A 17,914-nucleotide genomic window follows, 5' to 3' on the forward strand; every position below is an offset into this window, starting at 1 on the left:
GGACGCGAGCCTGCCGGGAGCCGACGAGCCGGATGAGGGCCGGGTGCGGGCCGGTCAGAGTGCGGTGATGGCGGTGCCGCGCGCGAGCAGCAGGACGACGTCGACCGCGGCGACGGCGATCGCCGCGGCGAAGGGAACGCGTGAAGAGCCCCGGCCCAGTGCCAGCCCTCCGGCGGTGAGGGCCCCCGCCACGGCCAGGGCGGCCCAGCCGCCCGCGCCCGGAGGGCCCGGGGGCCCCAGCACGAGCAGGACCGTCGCGGCCAGCAGGGGCACCGGGATCAGGACGCGGACGCGAGCGACGCCGAGTCTCTGCGGCCAGCCCCTCACCCCGGCGGCGAGGTCCGCGGGGATGTCGGGCAACACGTTGGCCAGGTGCGCTCCGCAGCCGAGCAGCGCGGCGGCCGTCACCGCCCACCAGGCGGGCCACGGATGTCCCGGCAGGCCCAGGGTCACGAATCCCGGCAGCGAGCCGAACCCCACCGCGTACGGCAACCAGGACAGCGCGGTCGCCTTGAGCCCGAGATCGTAGGCCCACGCCGCGGCGACGCCGACCAGGTGGACGGCGCCGGCGGCGGGCCCCGAGGCGAGGGAGAGCGGCACGCAGAGCACCAGCGCCGCGATGGCGGCGACCCACACGGTACGGACGCTCACCGCGCCGGAGGCGACCGGCTTGCCGGTGCGGTGAGCGGCGGCGTCCCGCGCCGCGTCGACCGCGTCGTTGCACCAGCCGATCGAGAGTTGCCCCGTCGACACGGCCGCCGCCACCAGGACGCACCCGGCCGCGTCGCGCCCGCTCGCGACGGCCAGCGCGGTCACCAGGACGGTGACCGCGACGGTCGGCCCCGGGTGACAGGCCAGCGACAACCCCCGTACGGCCCGGAGCAACGGCCGGGTACCCAGGCGCGATGGACCGCTCGTCGTCACCCGTCGATCGTAGGCGGGAACCTCACGAAGCCCGAACGCGACTCCCTGCCGTACCTGAGCGCTTTGAAAACGGGCACAGAGGACTTCGTGACGCATGCAGTACACAGCAGGTGGGCAAGAGGGAGGTGTCCGCTGTTCGCGAGCCGGGGGTCAATAAATGACGCGAATCATCGCTGTCCGCGGTGCGCTCCCGCCGAACCGCCACTCCCAGTCAGAGATCACCGACGCGTTCGCGCGAGCGTGCCTTCCCGAGGGGGCCAGCCGACGGCTGCTCGACAGGCTGCACGCCTCCGCGCGGGTGGAGTCACGGCACCTGACGCTGCCGCTCGAACGGTACGCCAAGCTGGACGGCTTCGGTGCGGCCAACGACGCGTTCGTGGAGACGGCCGTGGAACTGGGCGCCGAGGCGGTGGGCGGGGCGCTGGAGGACGCGGGGGCCGCCCCCGAGGACGTGGACATGATTCTCTTCACCTCGGTGACCGGTGTCGCGGCGCCCTCGGTGGACGCCCGGCTGGCCGGACGGCTCGGGCTGCGCCCGGACGTCAAGCGGATGCCGGTCTTCGGCCTGGGCTGTGTCGCGGGAGCCGCGGGTGTCGCCCGCCTCCACGACTACCTGCGCGGCTGGCCGGACCACCTGGCGGTGCTGCTCTCGGTCGAGCTGTGCTCCCTCACCCTGCAGCGCGGTGACGACTCCATCGCCAACATGGTCGCGAGCGCCCTGTTCGGCGACGGGGCGACGGCCGTGGTGGCCTGCGGAGACGGGTGGCGGCCACGGCGTTCCGGGCCGTCCGCGACCTCCCGCGCCACCGGGGCGGGCGGCGCGTCCGCGACGACGCGGCCCGCCGGGCCCGCCGGGTCATCTCCGCCGAACAGCGCACCCGCCCCGCACCACAGGCTCCCCCTGTCCAGCCCTTCCATCCCGTCGGCGTCCTCGGGATCCGTCTCGGGATTCGTGAGGTCCTCCCCCGTGACGCACCGGCTGCTCCCCGAGCCTGCCGGTTCGTACGGAGTTCCCGAGGCGCCGGTCGCGATGGCGGGACCGACGGTGGTGGCCTCGCGCAGCCACCTGTATCCCGATTCCGAGCACGTGATGGGCTGGCACGTCGGCGACACCGGCTTTCGGGTGGTGCTCGACGCGAGCGTCCCCGACGTGGTGCGCACCTATCTGGCGGACGACGTGCACGGCTTCCTGCGCGACCACGGCCTGCGGGTCGAGGACGTGACGGCGTGGGTCTGCCACCCGGGCGGCCCGAAGGTCCTGGAGGCGGTGGCGGAGACGCTGCGGCTTCCCGAGGACGCGCTGGACCTCACCTGGCGCTCGCTCGCCGCGATCGGGAACCTGTCCTCGTCCTCCGTCCTGCACGTCCTGCGGGATACGCTCGCCCTGCGGCCACCGCCGCCGGGCACGCCGGGGCTCCTCCTCGCGATGGGGCCCGGCTTCTGCTCAGAACTCGTACTGCTGCGCTGGTAGGAGCCCGATGTCCTGGCATCTGTCGTCCTGGTATCCACTGCTCGTGCTGCTCGTCGGCCTGGAGCGCGTCGCCGAGCTGGTCGTCGCCCGCCGCAACGCGCGCTGGAGCATGGCGCGCGGCGGGGTGATGTCCGGGCAGGGACACTACCCGTGGATGGTCGTCCTGCACACCGGCCTGCTCGCCGGATGCCTGTTGGAGGCGGGCCTCGCCGACCGGCCCTTCGTGCCCGCTCTCGGCTGGCCGATGGTCGTCCTGGTGGTCGCGGCGCAGGGCCTGCGCTGGTGGTGCATCACCTCCCTGGGCCCGCAGTGGAACACCCAGGTCATCGTCGTGCCCGGCCTGACGCTCGTGGAGCGCGGCCCCTACCGGCTGCGGTGGCTGCGCCATCCCAACTACGTCGCGGTCGCCGTCGAGGGCGCCGCGCTGCCACTGGTGCACAGCGCGTGGGTCACCGCGCTGGTGTTCACCGTGCTCAACGCCGCGCTGATGGTGGTGCGGATCCGCTGCGAGAACGACGCCCTGGCCTCACTCGCCGCGGCGCCACCCGTCACGACGTCGTCCACCGCACCGGCCACCGCGCTGTCCACCGCGCCGTCCACCGGGGCGGTGACCCGGCCGTCGAAGGACGCGCCGGTCACCGACGCTCCGCCGGGCGCCGGCGGGACACCGACGTGATCGACGTCCTGATCGCGGGCGGAGGCCCGGCCGGTCTCGCCACCGCCATCCACGCCGCCATGGCGGGGATGGAGGCGGTCGTCGTCGAGCCCCGCGCCGTCCCGGTGGACAAGGCGTGCGGTGAGGGGCTGATGCCCAGCGGGACCGCCGCCCTGGGGTCGCTGGGAGTTCGGGTCGAGGGCAGGCCGCTGCGCGGCATCCGCTACCTGGACCGGCGGCACGAGGTGGAGGCGGCGTTCCGCGACGGGTCCGGCCTGGGCGTGCGGCGGACCGCGCTGCACGCCGCTCTGGCCCTGCGTGCGCGGGAGCTGGGCGTGCAGGTCGTGCCCGGCAAGGTGGACGGCGTACGGCAGGACGGCGACGGGGTCGAGGCCGCGGGCCTGCGTGCCCGATGGCTGGTGGCCGCGGACGGCCTGCACTCCCCGTTGCGCGCCCTGCTCGGGCTGGAGCTGCCGGGACGCGGGCCGCGCAGGTACGGGCTGCGGCGGCACTACCCGGTCGCGCCGTGGACGGACTTCGTCGAGGTCCACTGGGCGGCGGACGGCGAGGCGTACGTGACGCCGGTGGGCGAGAACCTGGTGGGCGTCGCCGTGCTGAGCTCGCGGCGGCGCGGCTACCCGGAGCACCTGGCGGACTTCCCCGCACTTCTGGAACGACTGCGGGGACCGGCGGCGACCCCGGTGCGCGGGGCCGGGCCGCTCCGCCAGCGGGTACGCGCCCGGGTGGCCGGGCGGGTGCTGCTCGTCGGCGACGCGGCCGGCTACGTCGACGCGCTCACCGGGGAGGGGGTGTCGCTCGCGCTGACGTCCGCGCGGTTGCTGGTGGACTGCCTGCGGGCCGGCACCCCCGGATCGTACGAGGCCGCCTGGTTGCGGCTGTCCCGGCGCCACCGGCTGCTCACCGGGGCGCTGGTGGGCACCCGCAGGTACCGGACGGCGGGACGGCTCATCGTCCCGGCCGCCCGGCGGATGCCCTCCCTGTTCGGTGCGGCGGTGCACGCCCTGGCCTGACCCTCACCGGTGCGGCGCCTACGGGAGACACCCCTAGCGCGAGACCTGGTGGACGATGCCCAGCCTCGGGGCGTAGTGGTTCGTGCCCTGGAAGCGGATCCGCCATTCACCACCCGTGCGATCGCCCACGGCCCTGGTGAAATGTCCCCGGGAGTCGGTCGTGGCACCGGCCACCTTCTTCCATTGGGCCTTCTCCCCCGGCCGGTGCAGGATCTCCACGGGCTGGCCGGGGAAGGGCGCGTAGTCGAGGTCCCCCTGGGGATCGACCCTGTTCAGCACGCCCGTCACCCGTACGCCCGAACCCTCTCTGACGGCCTCGACCCCGCCGAACCTGGTCAGGCGTTTCAGCAGGAAGCCCGTGTGCCCGGTCACCTCGGCGCCGTCCGCGCCTTTGGCGGTCACCGAGACCGTCCAGGGTCCCGCCGGGTACCAGCGGTTCAGGCTCCTCTCCGGGGCGAACCGCCAGGTCTCCCAGCCCGTTCCCGGGCGGGAGCCGCCCTCTTGGCTCGTCGCCCCGGCCGCGCCGGGGGCGAGGCGGGCGGAGGAGGCCGGGCCGGGCACCGGACCGGGCGCGAGGGCAGGGCCCCGGCCGGGCCCCGGCCGCGCGGGCGTCCCCGGGCGGGACGCGGTGACGGGGAAGGAGGTGTGCGCCGAGGCGGGAGGCGCGCCGGGCTCGACCTTGATCCTCACCCCCTCGGGGCCGGTGACCCCCCGGGCCACCACCTCTATCACCATGCGCACGGAGTCGGCGGGCCCGACCACCGGGGTCGCGGGGCGCAGGGTCACCGAGCGGATCGTCAGGTCCTCGACGGCCGGGGCTCCTGCCGGTACCGGCAGGGTCGCTGCTCCGGCCGCCAGGGAGGCGAGAAGAACTCTCATCGTCATGATCAGGACGCTAGGAGGCCGCCGGTAACAAACAGGTAGAGGACACACGCCCCGTTGGGCAAAGCGGGGACCGGCCGCCGTGACCGTTTTCCTGCAGAGCCCCGCGCCCGGGAGGGAGGGTGCCCGGCGCCCGGCGACGGCGGGCGCCGGGCGGCTCGTGGACGACCCGCGATCAGCTCTCGTACATGCCGTCGATGATCTCCGCGTACCTGGAGTGGATGACGCGGCGCTTGAGCTTCAGGCTCGGGGTGAGCTCCGCGCTCTCGGCCGTCCACTCCACCGGCAGCAGGCGCCAGCGCTTGACCTGCTGGACGCGGGCCAGCTTCTCGTTGGCTGCGGCGATCGCGCCCTCGACGGCCTTGAGGACGTCGGGGTGCTCGGCGAGGTCGGCCAGGGTGGTGAACGAGATGCCGTTGGCCTGCGCCCAGCCCGGGGCCACCTCGCCGTCGAGGGTGAGGATCGCCACCGGGTACGGCCTGCCGTCGCCGTAGGCGAGGGCCTGGCCGATGAGCGGGTGCTCCTTGAGGTGGTTCTCGATGTTGGCCGGGGAGATGTTCTCACCCCCGGAGGTGATGATGAGCTCCTTCTTGCGGTCGACGATGCTGACGAAGCCGTCCTCGTCGATGGAGCCCACGTCTCCGGTGTGCAGCCAGCCGTCCTCGTCGAGGAGTTCGGCGGTGGCCTCGGGGCGCCCGAGGTAGCCGCGGGTGTTGGCCGGGCTGCGGGTGATGATCTCACCGTCCTCGGCGATCCTGACCTCGACGCCGGGACCCGCCTGCCCGACCGTGCCGAGCTTGAAGCGCTCGGGGGCGTTCGCGGTGAACGCGCCGGTCGTCTCGGTCATGCCGTACACGTCCAGTATCCGCAGGCCGAGACCGGCGAAGAAGCGCTGGACCTCCAGCGGCATGGGCGCGGCCGCGGTGGCGAGCCAGCCCGCGTTGTCGAAACCGATCATCGACCGGATGATCGAGAGCAGGGCGGCGTCGGCCTGCTCGTAGGCGGCCAGGACCTCGGGCGAGGGGGTGCGCCCGTACTGGTTGGCCTCGACGTAGGCGAGCCCGGCGGCCATCGCCCCGCGCACGCCCTCCTGCTGCTCCTCCGGCTGGGTCGCCAGCAGTGCCTGCAGGCGGGCCATCATCTTCTCCCACACGCGTGGCACGCCGAAGAACAGCACCGGCTTGACCTGGCCGAGGGTGGCACCGAGCTGGGTGAGGTCGGTGCAGAAGTGGGTGTGGGAGAACTTGAAGAGCGGCAGGTAGAGGCTGAGCACCCGCTCGGCGATGTGCGCGTAGGTGAGGTAGGAGATCTGGGTGCCGTTGTTGGGCAGGTCGGCCATCCGGGTGGTGGCCACGACCTCGAAGAACACGTTGGAGTGGGTGAGCGGCACGCCCTTGGGGTTGCCGGTGGTGCCCGAGGTGTACAGGACGGTGAGAACGTCGTCGGCGGTCACCGCCCGCCAGCGGGCGTCGACGGCCTCGGGGTCGGCGGCGAGCGTCTCGCGGCCGAGGGCGAGGAAGTCGTCCCAGGAGAGGAAGCGGTCGCCGGCCGGGGCGCCCTCCAGCACGATGACCCTGCGCAGCCCGGGGAGTTCGTCCAGGACCGGCTCCCACCTGGCCAGGTCGGCCGGTCCGCCGAGCACCGCGATCCTCGCCCCGACGTCACCGGCCACGAAGGCCACCTGCTCCGGGGCGAAGGTCGAGTAGACCGAGCAGGACACCCCACCGGCGTGCACCGCGCCCAGGTCCGCCAGCACGTGCTCGCTGCGGTTGACCATCATGAGCGCGACCGCCTCGCCGGGCTCCAGCCCGAGGGCGGCGAAACCGGCCGCGATCTCCAGGACCCGCTGCCTGGCCTGGGAGTATGTCAGGGTGGACCAGCCCCCCTCCACCGGGTCGGAGTACGCCGGCGCGTCGGGGTTGCTCTCGGCCGCCTCCTTCAACTGATCGCAGACCGTACGGCCCGCGATCTCCCGCTCGATCGCCGCACGCTCCTCAAGGACACCGGCCATGACGTGCCTCCTGAAAGTGTTCACTTGCACGAGTGGCATGCATCGCACCACACGCCGTTCCCCTCGGACAACCCCTGCGAGAAAGAAGAAACGCCCCGTCGCACCGCCGTCTTTCCCGCACGGACAGGGGATGTACGTAGAGTTAGCCTCTGATCACGCGATGACGTTCGGGGGGACGCATGCCATCGGGGAGACGAGTTCGCGAGAAGACCTTCTTCGGGCACCCGCGCGGCCTCGCCACGCTGTTCGGCACCGAGATGTGGGAGCGCTTCAGCTGGTACGGCCTGCGGGCCATCCTCGCCACCTTCATGGCCGCCTCCCCCGCCACGGGCGGCCTCGGGCTGACCCAGCAGACCGCCCAGGCGATCATCGGCATCTACGGCGCCCTCATCTATCTCGTCGCCCTGCCCGGGGGGTGGATCGCCGACCGGATACTCGGCGCCCGCAGGGCGGTGCTGTGGGGCGGCGTCGTCATCATGTTCGGCCACATCAGCATGGCCGTCCCGGTCAGCGGTGGCGTCTTCGTCGCGCTCGGCCTGCTCCTCATCATCGCCGGGACGGGGTTGCTGAAGCCCAACATCTCCACGATGGTCGGCAAGCTCTACCCCCCGAACGACGACGCGCGCAGGGACGCGGGCTTCTCGATCTTCTACCTCGGCATCAACATCGGCGCCTTCGTCGCCCCCATCGTCGTCGGCCGGCTCGCCACGGGCGACCGCTGGCATCTGGGTTTCGGCGCGGCGGCGGTCGGGATGGCCCTGGGCCTGACCCAGTACGTGCTGGGCGCGCGCCACCTCATGGGCGTGGGCGAGCGGCCCGGCCACCGGCTGACCTCGCGCGAGCGCCGGCACTTCGCCCTCGCCCTCGTCGTGGCCGCCCTCGTGGCAGGGGGCGCCCTGGCCGCGTGGGTGGCCTCGGGCACCTTCAGCCTCGACACCTTCGCCCTGGTGATGACGCTGCTCATCGTGGCCGTGCCGGTCCTCTACTTCGGCTACATCCTGCTGGGCAGCCACAACCTGACCGACGACGAGCGCTCCCGGATGAAGGCCTACGTCTGGCTCTTCGCCGCCGCCGCCGTCTTCTGGATGATCTACGATCTGGCCCCGTCCGTGCTGCTGTTCTTCGCCCAGAACAACACGGACCTGTCGCTCTTCGGCCTGTCGATCACCCCGGCGACCACCCAGGCGTTCAACCCGTTGTTCATCATGATCTTCGTGCCGGTCTTCGCGGCGCTCTGGGTCCGGCTGGGAGACCGGGTGACCGCTCCCCACAAGTTCTCCCTGGGACTTCTCATCAACGGCCTCAGCTTCATGATCATGGCTCTCGCCGCCATGCTGGCCCAGACCGGGAGGATCTCGGTGTGGTGGCTGGTGCTGGTCTACCTCGTCCAGGTCTTCGGGGAACTGGCGCTGAGCCCGGTCGGGCTCTCGGTCACCACCAAGCTCGCCCCCGAGGCGTTCAAGAGCCAGATGCTCGGGCTGTGGTTCCTCTCCTTCTCGGTGGGCGACGCGGTGGGCGGGCAGACGGGGCGGCTGAGGAACCACATGTCGGAGCCCGCGTACTTCCTCACCCTCGCCACGATCTCCATCGTGGCGTCGCTGGCGCTGTTCGCGTTCGCCGGCAGGCTGCATGCGATGATGCGCGAGCATCGGACGCCGAGCACGGCTCCGCCACGCTGATGGCCCCTTCGATCCCACGGAAAGCCCATATGTCCGGTCATGGGATGATTTATCTGTGAATATGGTGCTCGATCTCGTCGGGATCTTCGTCTTCGCCCTCTCGGGCGCCCTCGTCGGTGTACGCAGGCGGCTCGACGTGGTGGGCATGGCCGTGCTGGCCGAGATCACCGCGCTGGGCGGCGGGATCCTGCGCGACCTGATCCTGAACGTACGGCCCGCGGCCTTCTCCAGTGTCGGCTACGTGGTCGTCCCCCTGGTGGCCACGGTGATCGTGTTCTTCTGGCATCCGCACGTCGAGCGGGTGATGCCCGCGGTGAACGTCTTCGACGCCGCGGGACTCGGCCTGTTCTGCGCGGTCGGCACCGAGAAGGCGATGTACTTCGGCCTCACCCCGCTGCACGCCGTCCTGCTCGGGGTCACCACCGCGGTCGGCGGCGGCATCCTGCGCGACATTCTCGCCGGGCAGATCCCCACCCTGCTGTACGACCGCCAGTTGTACGCGGTGCCCGCCATGCTCGGGTCGGCACTGATGGCGTCGCTCTACACCCTCGCCCTGCACGGCTGGCCGGCCACGCTGTCCGCCGCGCTCCTCGCCTTCGGGCTGCGGATCGCGGCCATGCGGCTGAAACTGCGGGCCCCGCTGGCCAGGGGCGTCACCTCGGAGTGAGCCGCGCGCCCCGCCCTGCCGCAGAGTGCCCCGCCGGCCCACTCGCCGCCTCGCGGGGATTCACAGGGCCGTTCACAGGGCCCGTTCACAGAGCGGGAGTGAGAGGCTCGGCGGGCCGGGTGCCGTACGCGCCCCTGATCCTGGCCTCGGCGATGCGCCGCACCGCCTCGACGAGGACCTGAGGTGGGTGGGTGAAGGGGAGGCGGAGTCTCCCCTCCAGGGTGCCGTCCACGCCGAACCACCGGCCGGGGGCGAGACGAACCCCCTGGCAGGCGGCCGCGTCGGCGAGCGCGGTGGCCGTGGGGCCGGAGAGCCGCACCCAGATGGAGCCGCCACCCGCGGGCAACGTGAAGCTCCAGTCGGGCATGTGCGCCGCCAGCTCCGCCGCCAGGACGTCCCTGGAGGCGCCGAGGAGACGGGCCCGCTCGGTCCTGGCCTCCTCGATGTCCTCGAACAATCCGGCCACCACCAGTTGCTCGAAGAGAGGGCTCGCGATGTCCACGGAGGCGCGGAGCATCGCCAGGTGACGGACCGTGGCGGCGGTGGTGCGGATCCAGCCGATGCGCAACCCGCCCCACCACAGCTTGGACGCCGAGCCGATGGTGATCACTCTGCCGTCGGTGTCGAAAGCGGCCAGCGGCGTGACCTTGGGCCCCTCGTCGATCGCGAGCTCGCCCCAGCTCTCGTCGACCACCAGGGTGGTGCCGTACCGCCTCGCCGCGGCGGCCAGGGCCGCCCGCGCGGTGTCGTCCATCAGATGCCCGGTCGGGTTCTGGAAGTCGGGGATGACGTACACGAGGCGGGCGGCCGACTGGCGCATCGCGCAGGTCAGCAGGTCCAGGTCACGCCAGCCCTCGTCCGGCACGCCGACCGGGACGATCCTGGCGCCGCGCATCCTGGCCAGGCCGATGACGTGCGGGTAGGTGGGCGACTCCAGCAACACCGGGTCTCCCGGCGAGAGCAGCATCGCGGTCACCAGGTGGATGGCCTGCTGGGCGCCGGTGGTGACGAGGATCTGCTCGGGCCGGGTGGCCACCCCCCGCGCGGTGTAGCGGGCCGCGATCGCCTGGCGCAGCGGAGCGATCCCGACCGGGTCGTAGCCCATGCCGAGCGTGTAGCGGGGATACTGGCCGGCGGCGGCGGCGATCGCGTCGGGCAGCGACGAGATCGCGCTCGGGGCCGCGGCGTGCAGCGGCAGCAGCCCGTCGTCCACGGCGGCGATCCACGGGTTGTCGGCGCCCAGCGAACCCGCGTCGGGCAGCGCGGTCCAGCTCCCCGCCCCCTGCCTGCTCTCCAGGTATCCCTGCTCGCGGAGCAGGTCGTAGGCCGAGGTCACGGTGGTGCGGCTGACGCCCAGGGCCTCGGCGAGGTGCCGCTCGGCGGGCATGCGCACCCGCACGGGCAGTCGCCCGTCGAGGACCAGCGACCGCACGGTCCTGGCCAGGACCCGGTAGTACGGCCTGGCCGCGGGGTCGATCGCGAGGAGGCGGGCGAGCTGGGTACCGCTGAGATACCGGTCCATGGCGGCCATCATAAAACCACTTCTCGAAATTGGCCCTTTCAATCCAGCCACGTGGACTGGACGATTAACGCCATCATGAGCGAACTCTCCCTGTCCACCGTCGCCTCCCTTCCCAACCGGCTCACCCGCCTGTACACGGGCCTCGCCCTCTACGGCGTCGGTGTCGGCCTGCAGATCGAGTCGCGGCTGGGCGGCAGCCCCTGGGACGTCTTCCACCAGGGGCTCTCCATCCACATGGGCTTCTCGATCGGCACCTGGATCATCATCGTGGGCGCCCTGGTCATGCTGCTGTGGATCCCGCTGCGGCAGAGACCGGGCGTGGGCACCCTCAGCAACGTCGTCTTCCTCGGGCTGTTCGCCGACGCGGCCATGTGGCTGCTACCGACCCCGGACGCGCTCGCCGTGCGCTGGACCTACCTCCTGCTCGCCGTCGTGGCCACCGGCGCGGCGACCGGCCTCTACATCGGCGCCGGGCTCGGCCCCGGGCCACGCGACGGCCTGATGACCGGACTGAACCGCCTCGGCCTGTCCATCCGCCTGGCGCGCACCGTCATCGAGGTCACCGTGCTGGTGGCGGGCTGGCTGCTCGGCGGGACCGTGGGGGTGGGCACGCTGGTCTTCGCCCTCGCCATCGGGCCGCTGACCCAGTTCTTCATGCCCAGGACGCGGCCTGGCGCCCGGTTTCTCCGGAGGCCGCCACGGACCGCGCGGAGGCATTAGCGTCGAGGCATGTGGATTGAGGACTACGCTCTCATCGGCGACATGCAGTCGGCGGCCCTGGTCGGCCGGAACGGCTCCATCGACTGGCTGTGCCTGCCGCGCTTCGACTCGCCCTCCTGCTTCGGGGCGCTGCTCGGCGACAGGGAGAACGGCCAGTGGTGGATCGGTCCCGCGCACGCCGAGCGGCCGCGCGCGACCCGGCGCCGCTACCGGGGCGAGTCCCTCATCCTGGAGAGCGAGTGGGACACCCCGGACGGCACGGTCAGGGTGACCGATTTCATGCCCACCCGGCACACCAACCCCGACCTGGTGAGGATCGTGGAGGGCGTGTCCGGGACGGTGCGGATGGCCACCGAGATCCGCGTCCGCTTCGACTACGGCCGCATCGTGCCCTGGGTGCGCCGCAGCGACGGCCTCCTGCAGGCCATCGGCGGACCCGACTCCGTGTGGCTGCACTCCCCCGTCCCGCTGGAGGGCGGCGACTACGCCCACCGGGCGAAGTTCGAGGTCTCCGAGGGCGACAGCATGGCGTTCGTCTTCACCTGGCACCCCTCGCACGAGCCCAGGCCCGTCGAGATCGACCCGTACGAGCAACTGGCCGAGACCGATTCGCTGTGGGCCGAGTGGGTCGAGGGGTGCACCTACCAGGGGCCGTGGCGCGAGGCCGTGGTCCGCTCGCTCATCACGCTCAAGGCGCTCACGTACGCCCCCACCGGCGGCATCGTCGCCGCCCCGACCACCTCGCTGCCCGAGGACCTCGGCGGCGTACGCAACTGGGACTACCGCTACTGCTGGCTGCGCGACGCCACCATGACCCTGGACGCCCTGATCGGCGCCGGATACCTGGAGGAGGCGGGCGCGTGGCGGTCCTGGTTGCTGCGGGCCATCGCGGGCCGCGCCCAGGACCTGCAGATCATGTACGGCGTCGCGGGGGAGCGCAGGCTGACGGAGCAGGAGCTCGACTGGCTGCCCGGCTACGAGAACTCCCGGCCGGTCAGGATCGGCAACGGCGCGGTCGACCAGCTCCAGCTGGACGTCTACGGCGAGGTGATGAACTCCCTGCACCTGTCCCGCATCTCGGGCCTTGAGGCGGATCATCGGGCGTGGACCCTCCAGTACGAGCTGATCGCCTACGTCGAGAAGCACTGGGAGGACGCGGACGAGGGGCTGTGGGAGGTCCGCGGCCCGCGCAGGCACTTCGTCCACTCCAAGGTCATGTGCTGGGTCGCCGTCGACAGGGCGATCAAGCAGGTGGAGTCCTTCGGCAAGTCCGCCCCGCTGGCGCGCTGGAAGGAACTGCGCGACCGCATCCACGCCGAGATCTGCGACAAGGGCTTCGATCCGGTGCGCCGCACCTTCACCCAGTCGTACGGCTCGCAGGAGCTGGACGCGGCCCTGCTGCTCATCCCGATCGTCGGCTTCCTGCCCCCTGAGGACCCCCGCGTGGTCGGGACGGTGGAGGCGATCCAGCGCGAGCTGATGGTCGACGGCTTCGTGCTGCGCTACCCGGTCTCCCCCGACAACGACGTGGACGGCCTGCCCGGCGGTGAGGGCGCGTTCCTGGCGTGCAGCTTCTGGCTGGCCGAGGCCCTGGCGATGATCGGCCGCAAGGACGAGGCCGTCGAGTTGTTCGAACGCCTGCTGGCACTGCGCAACGACGTCGGCCTGCTCGCCGAGGAGTACGACCCCCGATACGGCCGGATGGTCGGCAACTTCCCGCAGGCGTTCAGCCATGTTCCGCTGATCCACGCGGCCCGCGCGCTCAGCTGAGCCGACACCCCTCAAGCCCTTTCATCCCAATTCATCCCTTTTGTTCCGAATAAGTCGTGACGGACAGCCGACTTTTCGGAAATTTGCTAAGAAATCTGGGATCGGGCTGCAACAATCCGGTGCGATCGTGACTCTCACCCGATGTAACACCACCGGAAAGGAACGAACCAATGAGCGATTTCGACGTGACCACCACCGATCTGGTCGACTACGACGGCGACGGGAGCACCGACGCCCAGCTGATCGACGTCGACGGTGACGGTCTCGCCGACGAGGAGCGCTACGACATCGACGGTGACGGCGTCACCGATGTCGTCTACCTCGACCACGACGGTGACGGCTACATCGACGAGACCCGCGTCGACCTGGACGGCGACGGGGTCGCCGACTACACCGAGACCGTGGGCCCCTTCCCGACCGTCTGACCGAAAGAGAACGGCACGAGCCCGTGTGATCTCACCGAGAGGGGACCCGGATCCGGGTCACACGGGCGGGCCGACGAGGAAGGCTTGCGATGAGGACGCGACCCGCGTTCCCTCCCCCGTTCCCGGTCCGGGCGACACCCGCCGAGAGCGGGAACACGCCGGGCGGCCGGGACGGTGAGGTGTGAACACCGGACCGGCGGACCTGCTGCGCCGCCTGTGCGACACCACCTCGGCCAGGCTTTCCGGCGCCGAGCTGCGCGAGCGGGTGGGGCAGGTGCGCGCCGGCCTCGACGCGCCGCTGCGGGTCGCGGTGGCGGGCGCGGTGAGCAGCGGCAAGTCGACGCTGGTGAACGCGCTGCTCGGGCTGCCCGTCGCCCCGGTGGACGCCGGTGAGTGCACCTTCGTGGTCACCCAGTACGAGTACGGCGAGGACGACGGGCACATCACGATCGAACTCACCGACGGCGGAGTGGCCCACTCCCGGCTGCTGCCGGGGCACCGGCTCCCCTCCGAGTTCGGCGTCGACGTGGCCGGGATCCGACGCCTGCGGGTCACCCTGAACCTGCCGTCGCTGCGCACGATCACCATCGTCGACACCCCCGGTATGAACACGGTGACGGCCGCCAACGAACGGGCGGCCAGAAGCATGCTGTTCGGCTCGGGAGACGAGGACGACCGCGCGCAGGCGATGATCTACGTGCTGCGTTACGTCCAGAAGTTCGACGACACCACCCTCGCCGAGTTCCGCGGGCTCACCGACGCCTGCGGAATGAGTTGTGTCAACACCCTCGCCGTGCTCGGCCAGATCGACCGGCGCGGCGACGAGGACGACCCGTGGCCGACCGCGAGGCGGCTGGCCGCCAAGGGGTACGCGGACCTGCGCACCTCCGTCTTCGACGTGGTCCCGGTGATCGGCCTGCTCGCCGAGACCGCGCGGGCCCGCCCGCTCGGTGCCGAGGAGACCGAGGCCCTCACGGCGCTGGCCGGGCTCGACGAGGACGACCTGGAGGACTACCTCCTGGACCTGGACGACTTCCGCTCGGCGCCCGAACTGCCCGTACCGGCCGAGGTGCGGCACCGGCTGGTGGAGCGGCTGCACCGCTACGGCATCACCAGCGCGGTGGACGCGGTGCGCGCGACCGGGTCCGCCGCCCCCGAGGCGCTCTCCGCCCACCTGCTGGAGCGCTCGGGCTACTCCTCCGCCGGCCGGGCCGCGACCGGCTCGGTGGCCGCGGGCATCGCCCACTTCGCCCGCCGCGCCGACCAGCTGAAGGCACTCGACGCGCTCACCCGGCTTCGCGCGATCGCCCGCACACCCGCGATGGGGGCCGACCGCGCCACCCTGGACGCGCTGGCGGCCCAGCTCGACGAGAACCGGCCGATCGCGACCTCCCTGGGCGGCCTGCGGATCTTCACCGCCGCCGAGGCGCTCGGCCGCGGCGCGCTCGTGCTGAACGAGGAGATGACCGCCGAGCTCCTGCGCCTCGCCCGCCACGACGACCCCGCCGAACAGCTGGGCCTGCCCGCGGGAGCCCCGGCCGCGGAGATCGCCGCCGCGGCCACGGCGGCGGCGATGCGCTGGCGCACCCTCGCCATGATGAGCGAGGGCAGGACCGGCGGGCACCGGGCCAGGGACGTGCTGACCGTCCTGGAGGATCTCGTCTCGGCGGCGCTGGACGAGGTGGCTCTACAGGAGGCGGCTCTGGAGGAGGCGTCGAACGGGGCCGCGCGGGACGGGCGGGCGTCCTCCGCGAGTGCCGGGGGCGGCGAACCGCTCCCGGTGGTCCGGGTGGACCCCGCCGCGATCGAGGCGCTGCGGGCCTCCCCGATGGTCCCCGCCGACGACCGGCGGGCCCTGGAACTCCTCCTTTCCGGATCCGAGCTGGCCACCCAGCTCGGGGCGCCGCCCGGGGCACCGCGCGCCGAGGTCGCGGGGTACGCCGCCGCCCTCAGTGCCCGGTTCCGCACCCTCACCCACCGGCCGCTCTCCCTGCGGCAGCGGCGGGCGGCCGAGACGCTGTGCGAGGCGTACGAGACCATCTGGTCGCACTACGGCGACGGTTCCTGAGTACGGCCCCGGCCCATCCCCCGCGACACCCGACCATCCCCGACAGGAGAGCACGACCATGACGACCCCCGACCCGGCAGGCCCCGTGGCCAGGTTGCTGCGCTACGCCAACGAGGTCCACGCGCTGGCCGGGCAGTGCGGCAGGAAGGACCTCGCGGAGGTGCTGGCCGCGTGCGCGGGCCGATGGAAGGACGAGTGCACCGACATCGTGGTCGCCGGGGCACAGAAGCGCGGCAAGAGCCGGCTGCTCAACACGCTGGTGTCCCACCCCGACCTGCTGCCCGTCGACGCCGACGTCGCCACCAACTGCTTCCTGTCGCTGCGGCGTGGCCCCCGGCTCGCCGCCGTCGTGCACCGCGGCACCGACGCGGGGCCGGTCGAGATGCCGATCACCATCGAGTCGATCCCCGACTACGCCTCGATGCGCGGCGACGCGGGCAAGCGTCGCGACGTCGTCAGTGTCGACATCACCCTCGACAACCCGCTGCTCGACGGTCTGCGGCTGCTCGACACCCCCGGCGTGGACAGCCTGACGGTGGGCCACCGGCAGGTGACGGTGGCCATGCTGCAACGGGCCGACGCGCTGTTGTTCACGCTCAGCGCGCAGGACCAGCCGGTGCTCAGGCACGAGCTGGAGTTCCTCGCCGAGGCCGCCGAACGGGTCCAGGCGATCGCGTTCGTCCTGACGAAGGTGGAGGACTCGGCCAACTGGCGCGCTCTGCAGGAGGAGAACAAGACCCGCCTCGCGACCTTCGTCACCGAGGCGATCGCGGCGGACCCCCGCAGGGCGGCGACGCTCGCCCCGCTCCTGGAGGCGCCGTGGATCCCGGTGAGCGCCAAGCTCGCCGAGGCCGCGGAGGCCAAGCGGCGTGAGGGACGCACCGAGCGCGCCGACACGCTGCGGGCGCGCAGTGGCATGGACGTGCTGGAGCGGTACCTGCGCGGCTTCGCCGAGGGCAGGGACTCCGCGCGGGGCGCCACGGTGGTCGCCGCCGCGCTGTCGGTGCTGGCCTCGCTCGCGACCGGCGCGAAGGACGACGTCGCCGCGGGCTCCGACGACGAGGGCGACGTCACGGCCCGGCTCGCCGAGGTGGACGCCGGCCTGGCGGAGCTCGCCGAACTGGCGGGGCGCCGCAGGGCGGGCGCGGTGGCCAACACCTTCCTCGGGCGCGAGGTGGCGGGCATCGTGGCGGCGCGGGTGTCCGAGATCCGCCAGCCGTACGAGAACACGATCGCCACGCTGAAAAAGCAGGCCCAGATCGACCAGTACATGGCGGAACTACCGGAAAGCGTGCAGCGCTCGCTGGAGGCGGCGTGGTCGCAGATCGTCTACGACGTGGAGAAGCTGTCCAGGACCACGCTGGACGCCTTCGCCCGCGATCTCGGCCTCGACCCGGTCGACCTGGCCACCGACGGGCGCGCGATGCCCAGCCTGTCGCAGGTCCAGGTCAGGGGCGATCTCGCCGCGGACGACCCCGGCAGCGTGGATCTGGTCCGCGACGTGCTGCCCTCGGCCTCGATCGGGTTGTCCCTGGGCGGATTCGCCACGGCCCTGCTCGGCCCGGTGGGCTTCATCCTCGTCGCCCCGGCCATCGGGGCTGCCATCTTCATGGGGCGGCGCTCGATGGAGAAGGTGCAGCGCAGCCAGGCGGCGATCAGGGGAGCGCTGCGCGACCAGTTCTCGGTGGTCGCCAGGGAGATGACGCTCGACCTGGAGCGGATGGTGGCGACCTGGCGGGTGGGCGTCGAGCAGACCGCGGACGAGAGCCTGGCACGGCGCCGCAGGGAGCTGGAGACCAGGCGGGCCGAGCTGAAGTCCGCCTCCGCCCGCTCGGCCGCCGAGCGCCTCAAGGCTCGCAAGTCGGGCGAGGATCGCATCGCCGCGATCGGCACCCTCACCAAGCGTGGCGAGGAGCTCCGCAAGGAACTGGCCACCGCGGTGGCCGCCCTGGGCGCGGAACGGCCGGTGCCCGCCGCGACCTGACCGGGCATCTCCCGGTCGCGTGATCGCGGCCGGGGATCGTCCCGCCGTCCGTCCGTCGTTCCGGTGGCCGCCGGAACGACGGGCGACGCCGCCGCGGCGGTCTTC

Annotated in this window: 14 protein-coding genes; 10 read left to right on the forward strand and 4 right to left on the reverse strand. The window is 72.3% G+C overall.

Annotated features, from left to right (window positions below; genetic code table 11):
- Positions 1-54: 54 nt before the first annotated feature.
- On the reverse strand, positions 55-924 hold the full coding sequence (locus AB0B90_RS13975) for a UbiA family prenyltransferase (protein ID WP_362922702.1): 870 nt from the start codon (positions 922-924) through the stop codon (positions 55-57).
- Positions 925-1,081: 157 nt separating this feature from the next.
- Here AB0B90_RS13975 and AB0B90_RS13980 point away from each other — a divergent pair, with 157 nt between their 5' ends.
- The 3 genes from AB0B90_RS13980 to AB0B90_RS13990 are packed head-to-tail and all read left to right on the forward strand — an operon-like array spanning position 1,082 to position 4,081.
- Positions 1,082-2,395 (forward strand): 3-oxoacyl-[acyl-carrier-protein] synthase III C-terminal domain-containing protein, encoded by a 1,314-nt coding sequence (locus AB0B90_RS13980; protein WP_362922704.1) that lies wholly within the window; start codon positions 1,082-1,084, stop codon positions 2,393-2,395.
- Positions 2,396-2,402: 7 nt separating this feature from the next.
- The gene (locus AB0B90_RS13985) at positions 2,403-3,071 is read left to right on the forward strand and encodes an isoprenylcysteine carboxyl methyltransferase family protein (protein ID WP_350947702.1); all 669 of its coding nucleotides are present in this window, start codon (positions 2,403-2,405) and stop codon (positions 3,069-3,071) included.
- Positions 3,068-4,081 carry an NAD(P)/FAD-dependent oxidoreductase gene (locus tag AB0B90_RS13990; protein ID WP_350947703.1) on the forward strand — a complete coding sequence of 338 codons (1,014 nt, stop codon included), beginning with the start codon at positions 3,068-3,070 and terminating at the stop codon, positions 4,079-4,081. Before AB0B90_RS13985 ends, AB0B90_RS13990 begins: the two co-directional genes overlap by 4 nt.
- A gap of 33 nt (positions 4,082-4,114) precedes the next feature.
- On the opposite strand, the gene AB0B90_RS13995 is transcribed toward AB0B90_RS13990, so the two are convergent.
- Positions 4,115-4,966, reverse strand: coding sequence for a hypothetical protein (locus AB0B90_RS13995; protein ID WP_350947704.1), 852 nt, complete (start codon positions 4,964-4,966; stop codon positions 4,115-4,117).
- A gap of 172 nt (positions 4,967-5,138) precedes the next feature.
- A complete protein-coding gene (locus tag AB0B90_RS14000) occupies positions 5,139-6,974 on the reverse strand; it encodes an AMP-dependent synthetase/ligase (protein ID WP_362922707.1) in 1,836 nt (611 codons plus the stop codon).
- Positions 6,975-7,153: 179 nt separating this feature from the next.
- Between AB0B90_RS14000 and AB0B90_RS14005 the strand changes: the two genes are divergently transcribed.
- Together AB0B90_RS14005 and AB0B90_RS14010 are read left to right on the forward strand one after the other, a co-directional pair.
- Positions 7,154-8,653, forward strand: a complete 1,500-nt coding sequence (locus tag AB0B90_RS14005) for a peptide MFS transporter (protein ID WP_350947706.1) — start codon at positions 7,154-7,156, stop codon at positions 8,651-8,653.
- A 61-nt stretch (positions 8,654-8,714) separates the two neighbouring features.
- Positions 8,715-9,320, forward strand: coding sequence for a trimeric intracellular cation channel family protein (locus AB0B90_RS14010; RefSeq protein ID WP_350947707.1), 606 nt, complete (start codon positions 8,715-8,717; stop codon positions 9,318-9,320).
- An 85-nt stretch (positions 9,321-9,405) separates the two neighbouring features.
- On the opposite strand, the gene AB0B90_RS14015 is transcribed toward AB0B90_RS14010, so the two are convergent.
- Positions 9,406-10,842 (reverse strand): PLP-dependent aminotransferase family protein, encoded by a 1,437-nt coding sequence (locus tag AB0B90_RS14015; protein ID WP_350947708.1) that lies wholly within the window; start codon positions 10,840-10,842, stop codon positions 9,406-9,408.
- Positions 10,843-10,917: 75 nt separating this feature from the next.
- On the opposite strand from AB0B90_RS14015, the gene AB0B90_RS14020 reads away from it, so the two are divergent.
- The 5 genes from AB0B90_RS14020 (at position 10,918) to AB0B90_RS14040 (ending at position 17,809) form a co-directional block, all read left to right on the forward strand.
- Positions 10,918-11,562 carry a hypothetical protein gene (locus AB0B90_RS14020; protein WP_350947815.1) on the forward strand — a complete coding sequence of 215 codons (645 nt, stop codon included), beginning with the start codon at positions 10,918-10,920 and terminating at the stop codon, positions 11,560-11,562.
- Positions 11,563-11,571: 9 nt separating this feature from the next.
- Complete coding sequence (locus AB0B90_RS14025; protein WP_350947709.1) at positions 11,572-13,332, forward strand: glycoside hydrolase family 15 protein; 1,761 nt, start codon at positions 11,572-11,574, stop codon at positions 13,330-13,332.
- A 170-nt stretch (positions 13,333-13,502) separates the two neighbouring features.
- On the forward strand, positions 13,503-13,757 hold the full coding sequence (locus tag AB0B90_RS14030) for a hypothetical protein (protein ID WP_350947710.1): 255 nt from the start codon (positions 13,503-13,505) through the stop codon (positions 13,755-13,757).
- Between the two features lie 181 nt (positions 13,758-13,938).
- Positions 13,939-15,825, forward strand: a complete 1,887-nt coding sequence (locus AB0B90_RS14035; RefSeq protein ID WP_350947711.1) for a dynamin family protein — start codon at positions 13,939-13,941, stop codon at positions 15,823-15,825.
- 58 nt (positions 15,826-15,883) lie between these two features.
- A complete protein-coding gene (locus AB0B90_RS14040) occupies positions 15,884-17,809 on the forward strand; it encodes a dynamin family protein (RefSeq protein WP_362922710.1) in 1,926 nt (641 codons plus the stop codon).
- Positions 17,810-17,914 lie beyond the last annotated feature (105 nt).

The sequence above is a fragment of the Streptosporangium sp. NPDC049078 genome (assembly GCF_040648855.1).
GTDB lineage: Bacteria > Actinomycetota > Actinomycetes > Streptosporangiales > Streptosporangiaceae > Streptosporangium.

Excerpts from the sequence above, each read along its gene's own strand:
- AB0B90_RS13980 (WP_362922704.1), top strand. The coding sequence starts at position 1,082 with ATGACGCGAATCATCGCTGTCCGCGGTGCGCTCCCGCCGAACCGCCAC.
- AB0B90_RS13985 (WP_350947702.1), top strand. The coding sequence starts at position 2,403 with ATGTCCTGGCATCTGTCGTCCTGGTATCCACTGCTCGTGCTGCTCGTC.
- AB0B90_RS13995 (WP_350947704.1), bottom strand. The coding sequence starts at position 4,966 with ATGACGATGAGAGTTCTTCTCGCCTCCCTGGCGGCCGGAGCAGCGACC.
- AB0B90_RS14000 (WP_362922707.1), bottom strand. The coding sequence starts at position 6,974 with ATGGCCGGTGTCCTTGAGGAGCGTGCGGCGATCGAGCGGGAGATCGCG.
- AB0B90_RS14005 (WP_350947706.1), top strand. The coding sequence starts at position 7,154 with ATGCCATCGGGGAGACGAGTTCGCGAGAAGACCTTCTTCGGGCACCCG.
- AB0B90_RS14010 (WP_350947707.1), top strand. The coding sequence starts at position 8,715 with ATGGTGCTCGATCTCGTCGGGATCTTCGTCTTCGCCCTCTCGGGCGCC.
- AB0B90_RS14015 (WP_350947708.1), bottom strand. The coding sequence starts at position 10,842 with ATGGACCGGTATCTCAGCGGTACCCAGCTCGCCCGCCTCCTCGCGATC.
- AB0B90_RS14020 (WP_350947815.1), top strand. The coding sequence starts at position 10,918 with ATGAGCGAACTCTCCCTGTCCACCGTCGCCTCCCTTCCCAACCGGCTC.
- AB0B90_RS14025 (WP_350947709.1), top strand. The coding sequence starts at position 11,572 with ATGTGGATTGAGGACTACGCTCTCATCGGCGACATGCAGTCGGCGGCC.
- AB0B90_RS14030 (WP_350947710.1), top strand. The coding sequence starts at position 13,503 with ATGAGCGATTTCGACGTGACCACCACCGATCTGGTCGACTACGACGGC.
- AB0B90_RS14040 (WP_362922710.1), top strand. The coding sequence starts at position 15,884 with ATGACGACCCCCGACCCGGCAGGCCCCGTGGCCAGGTTGCTGCGCTAC.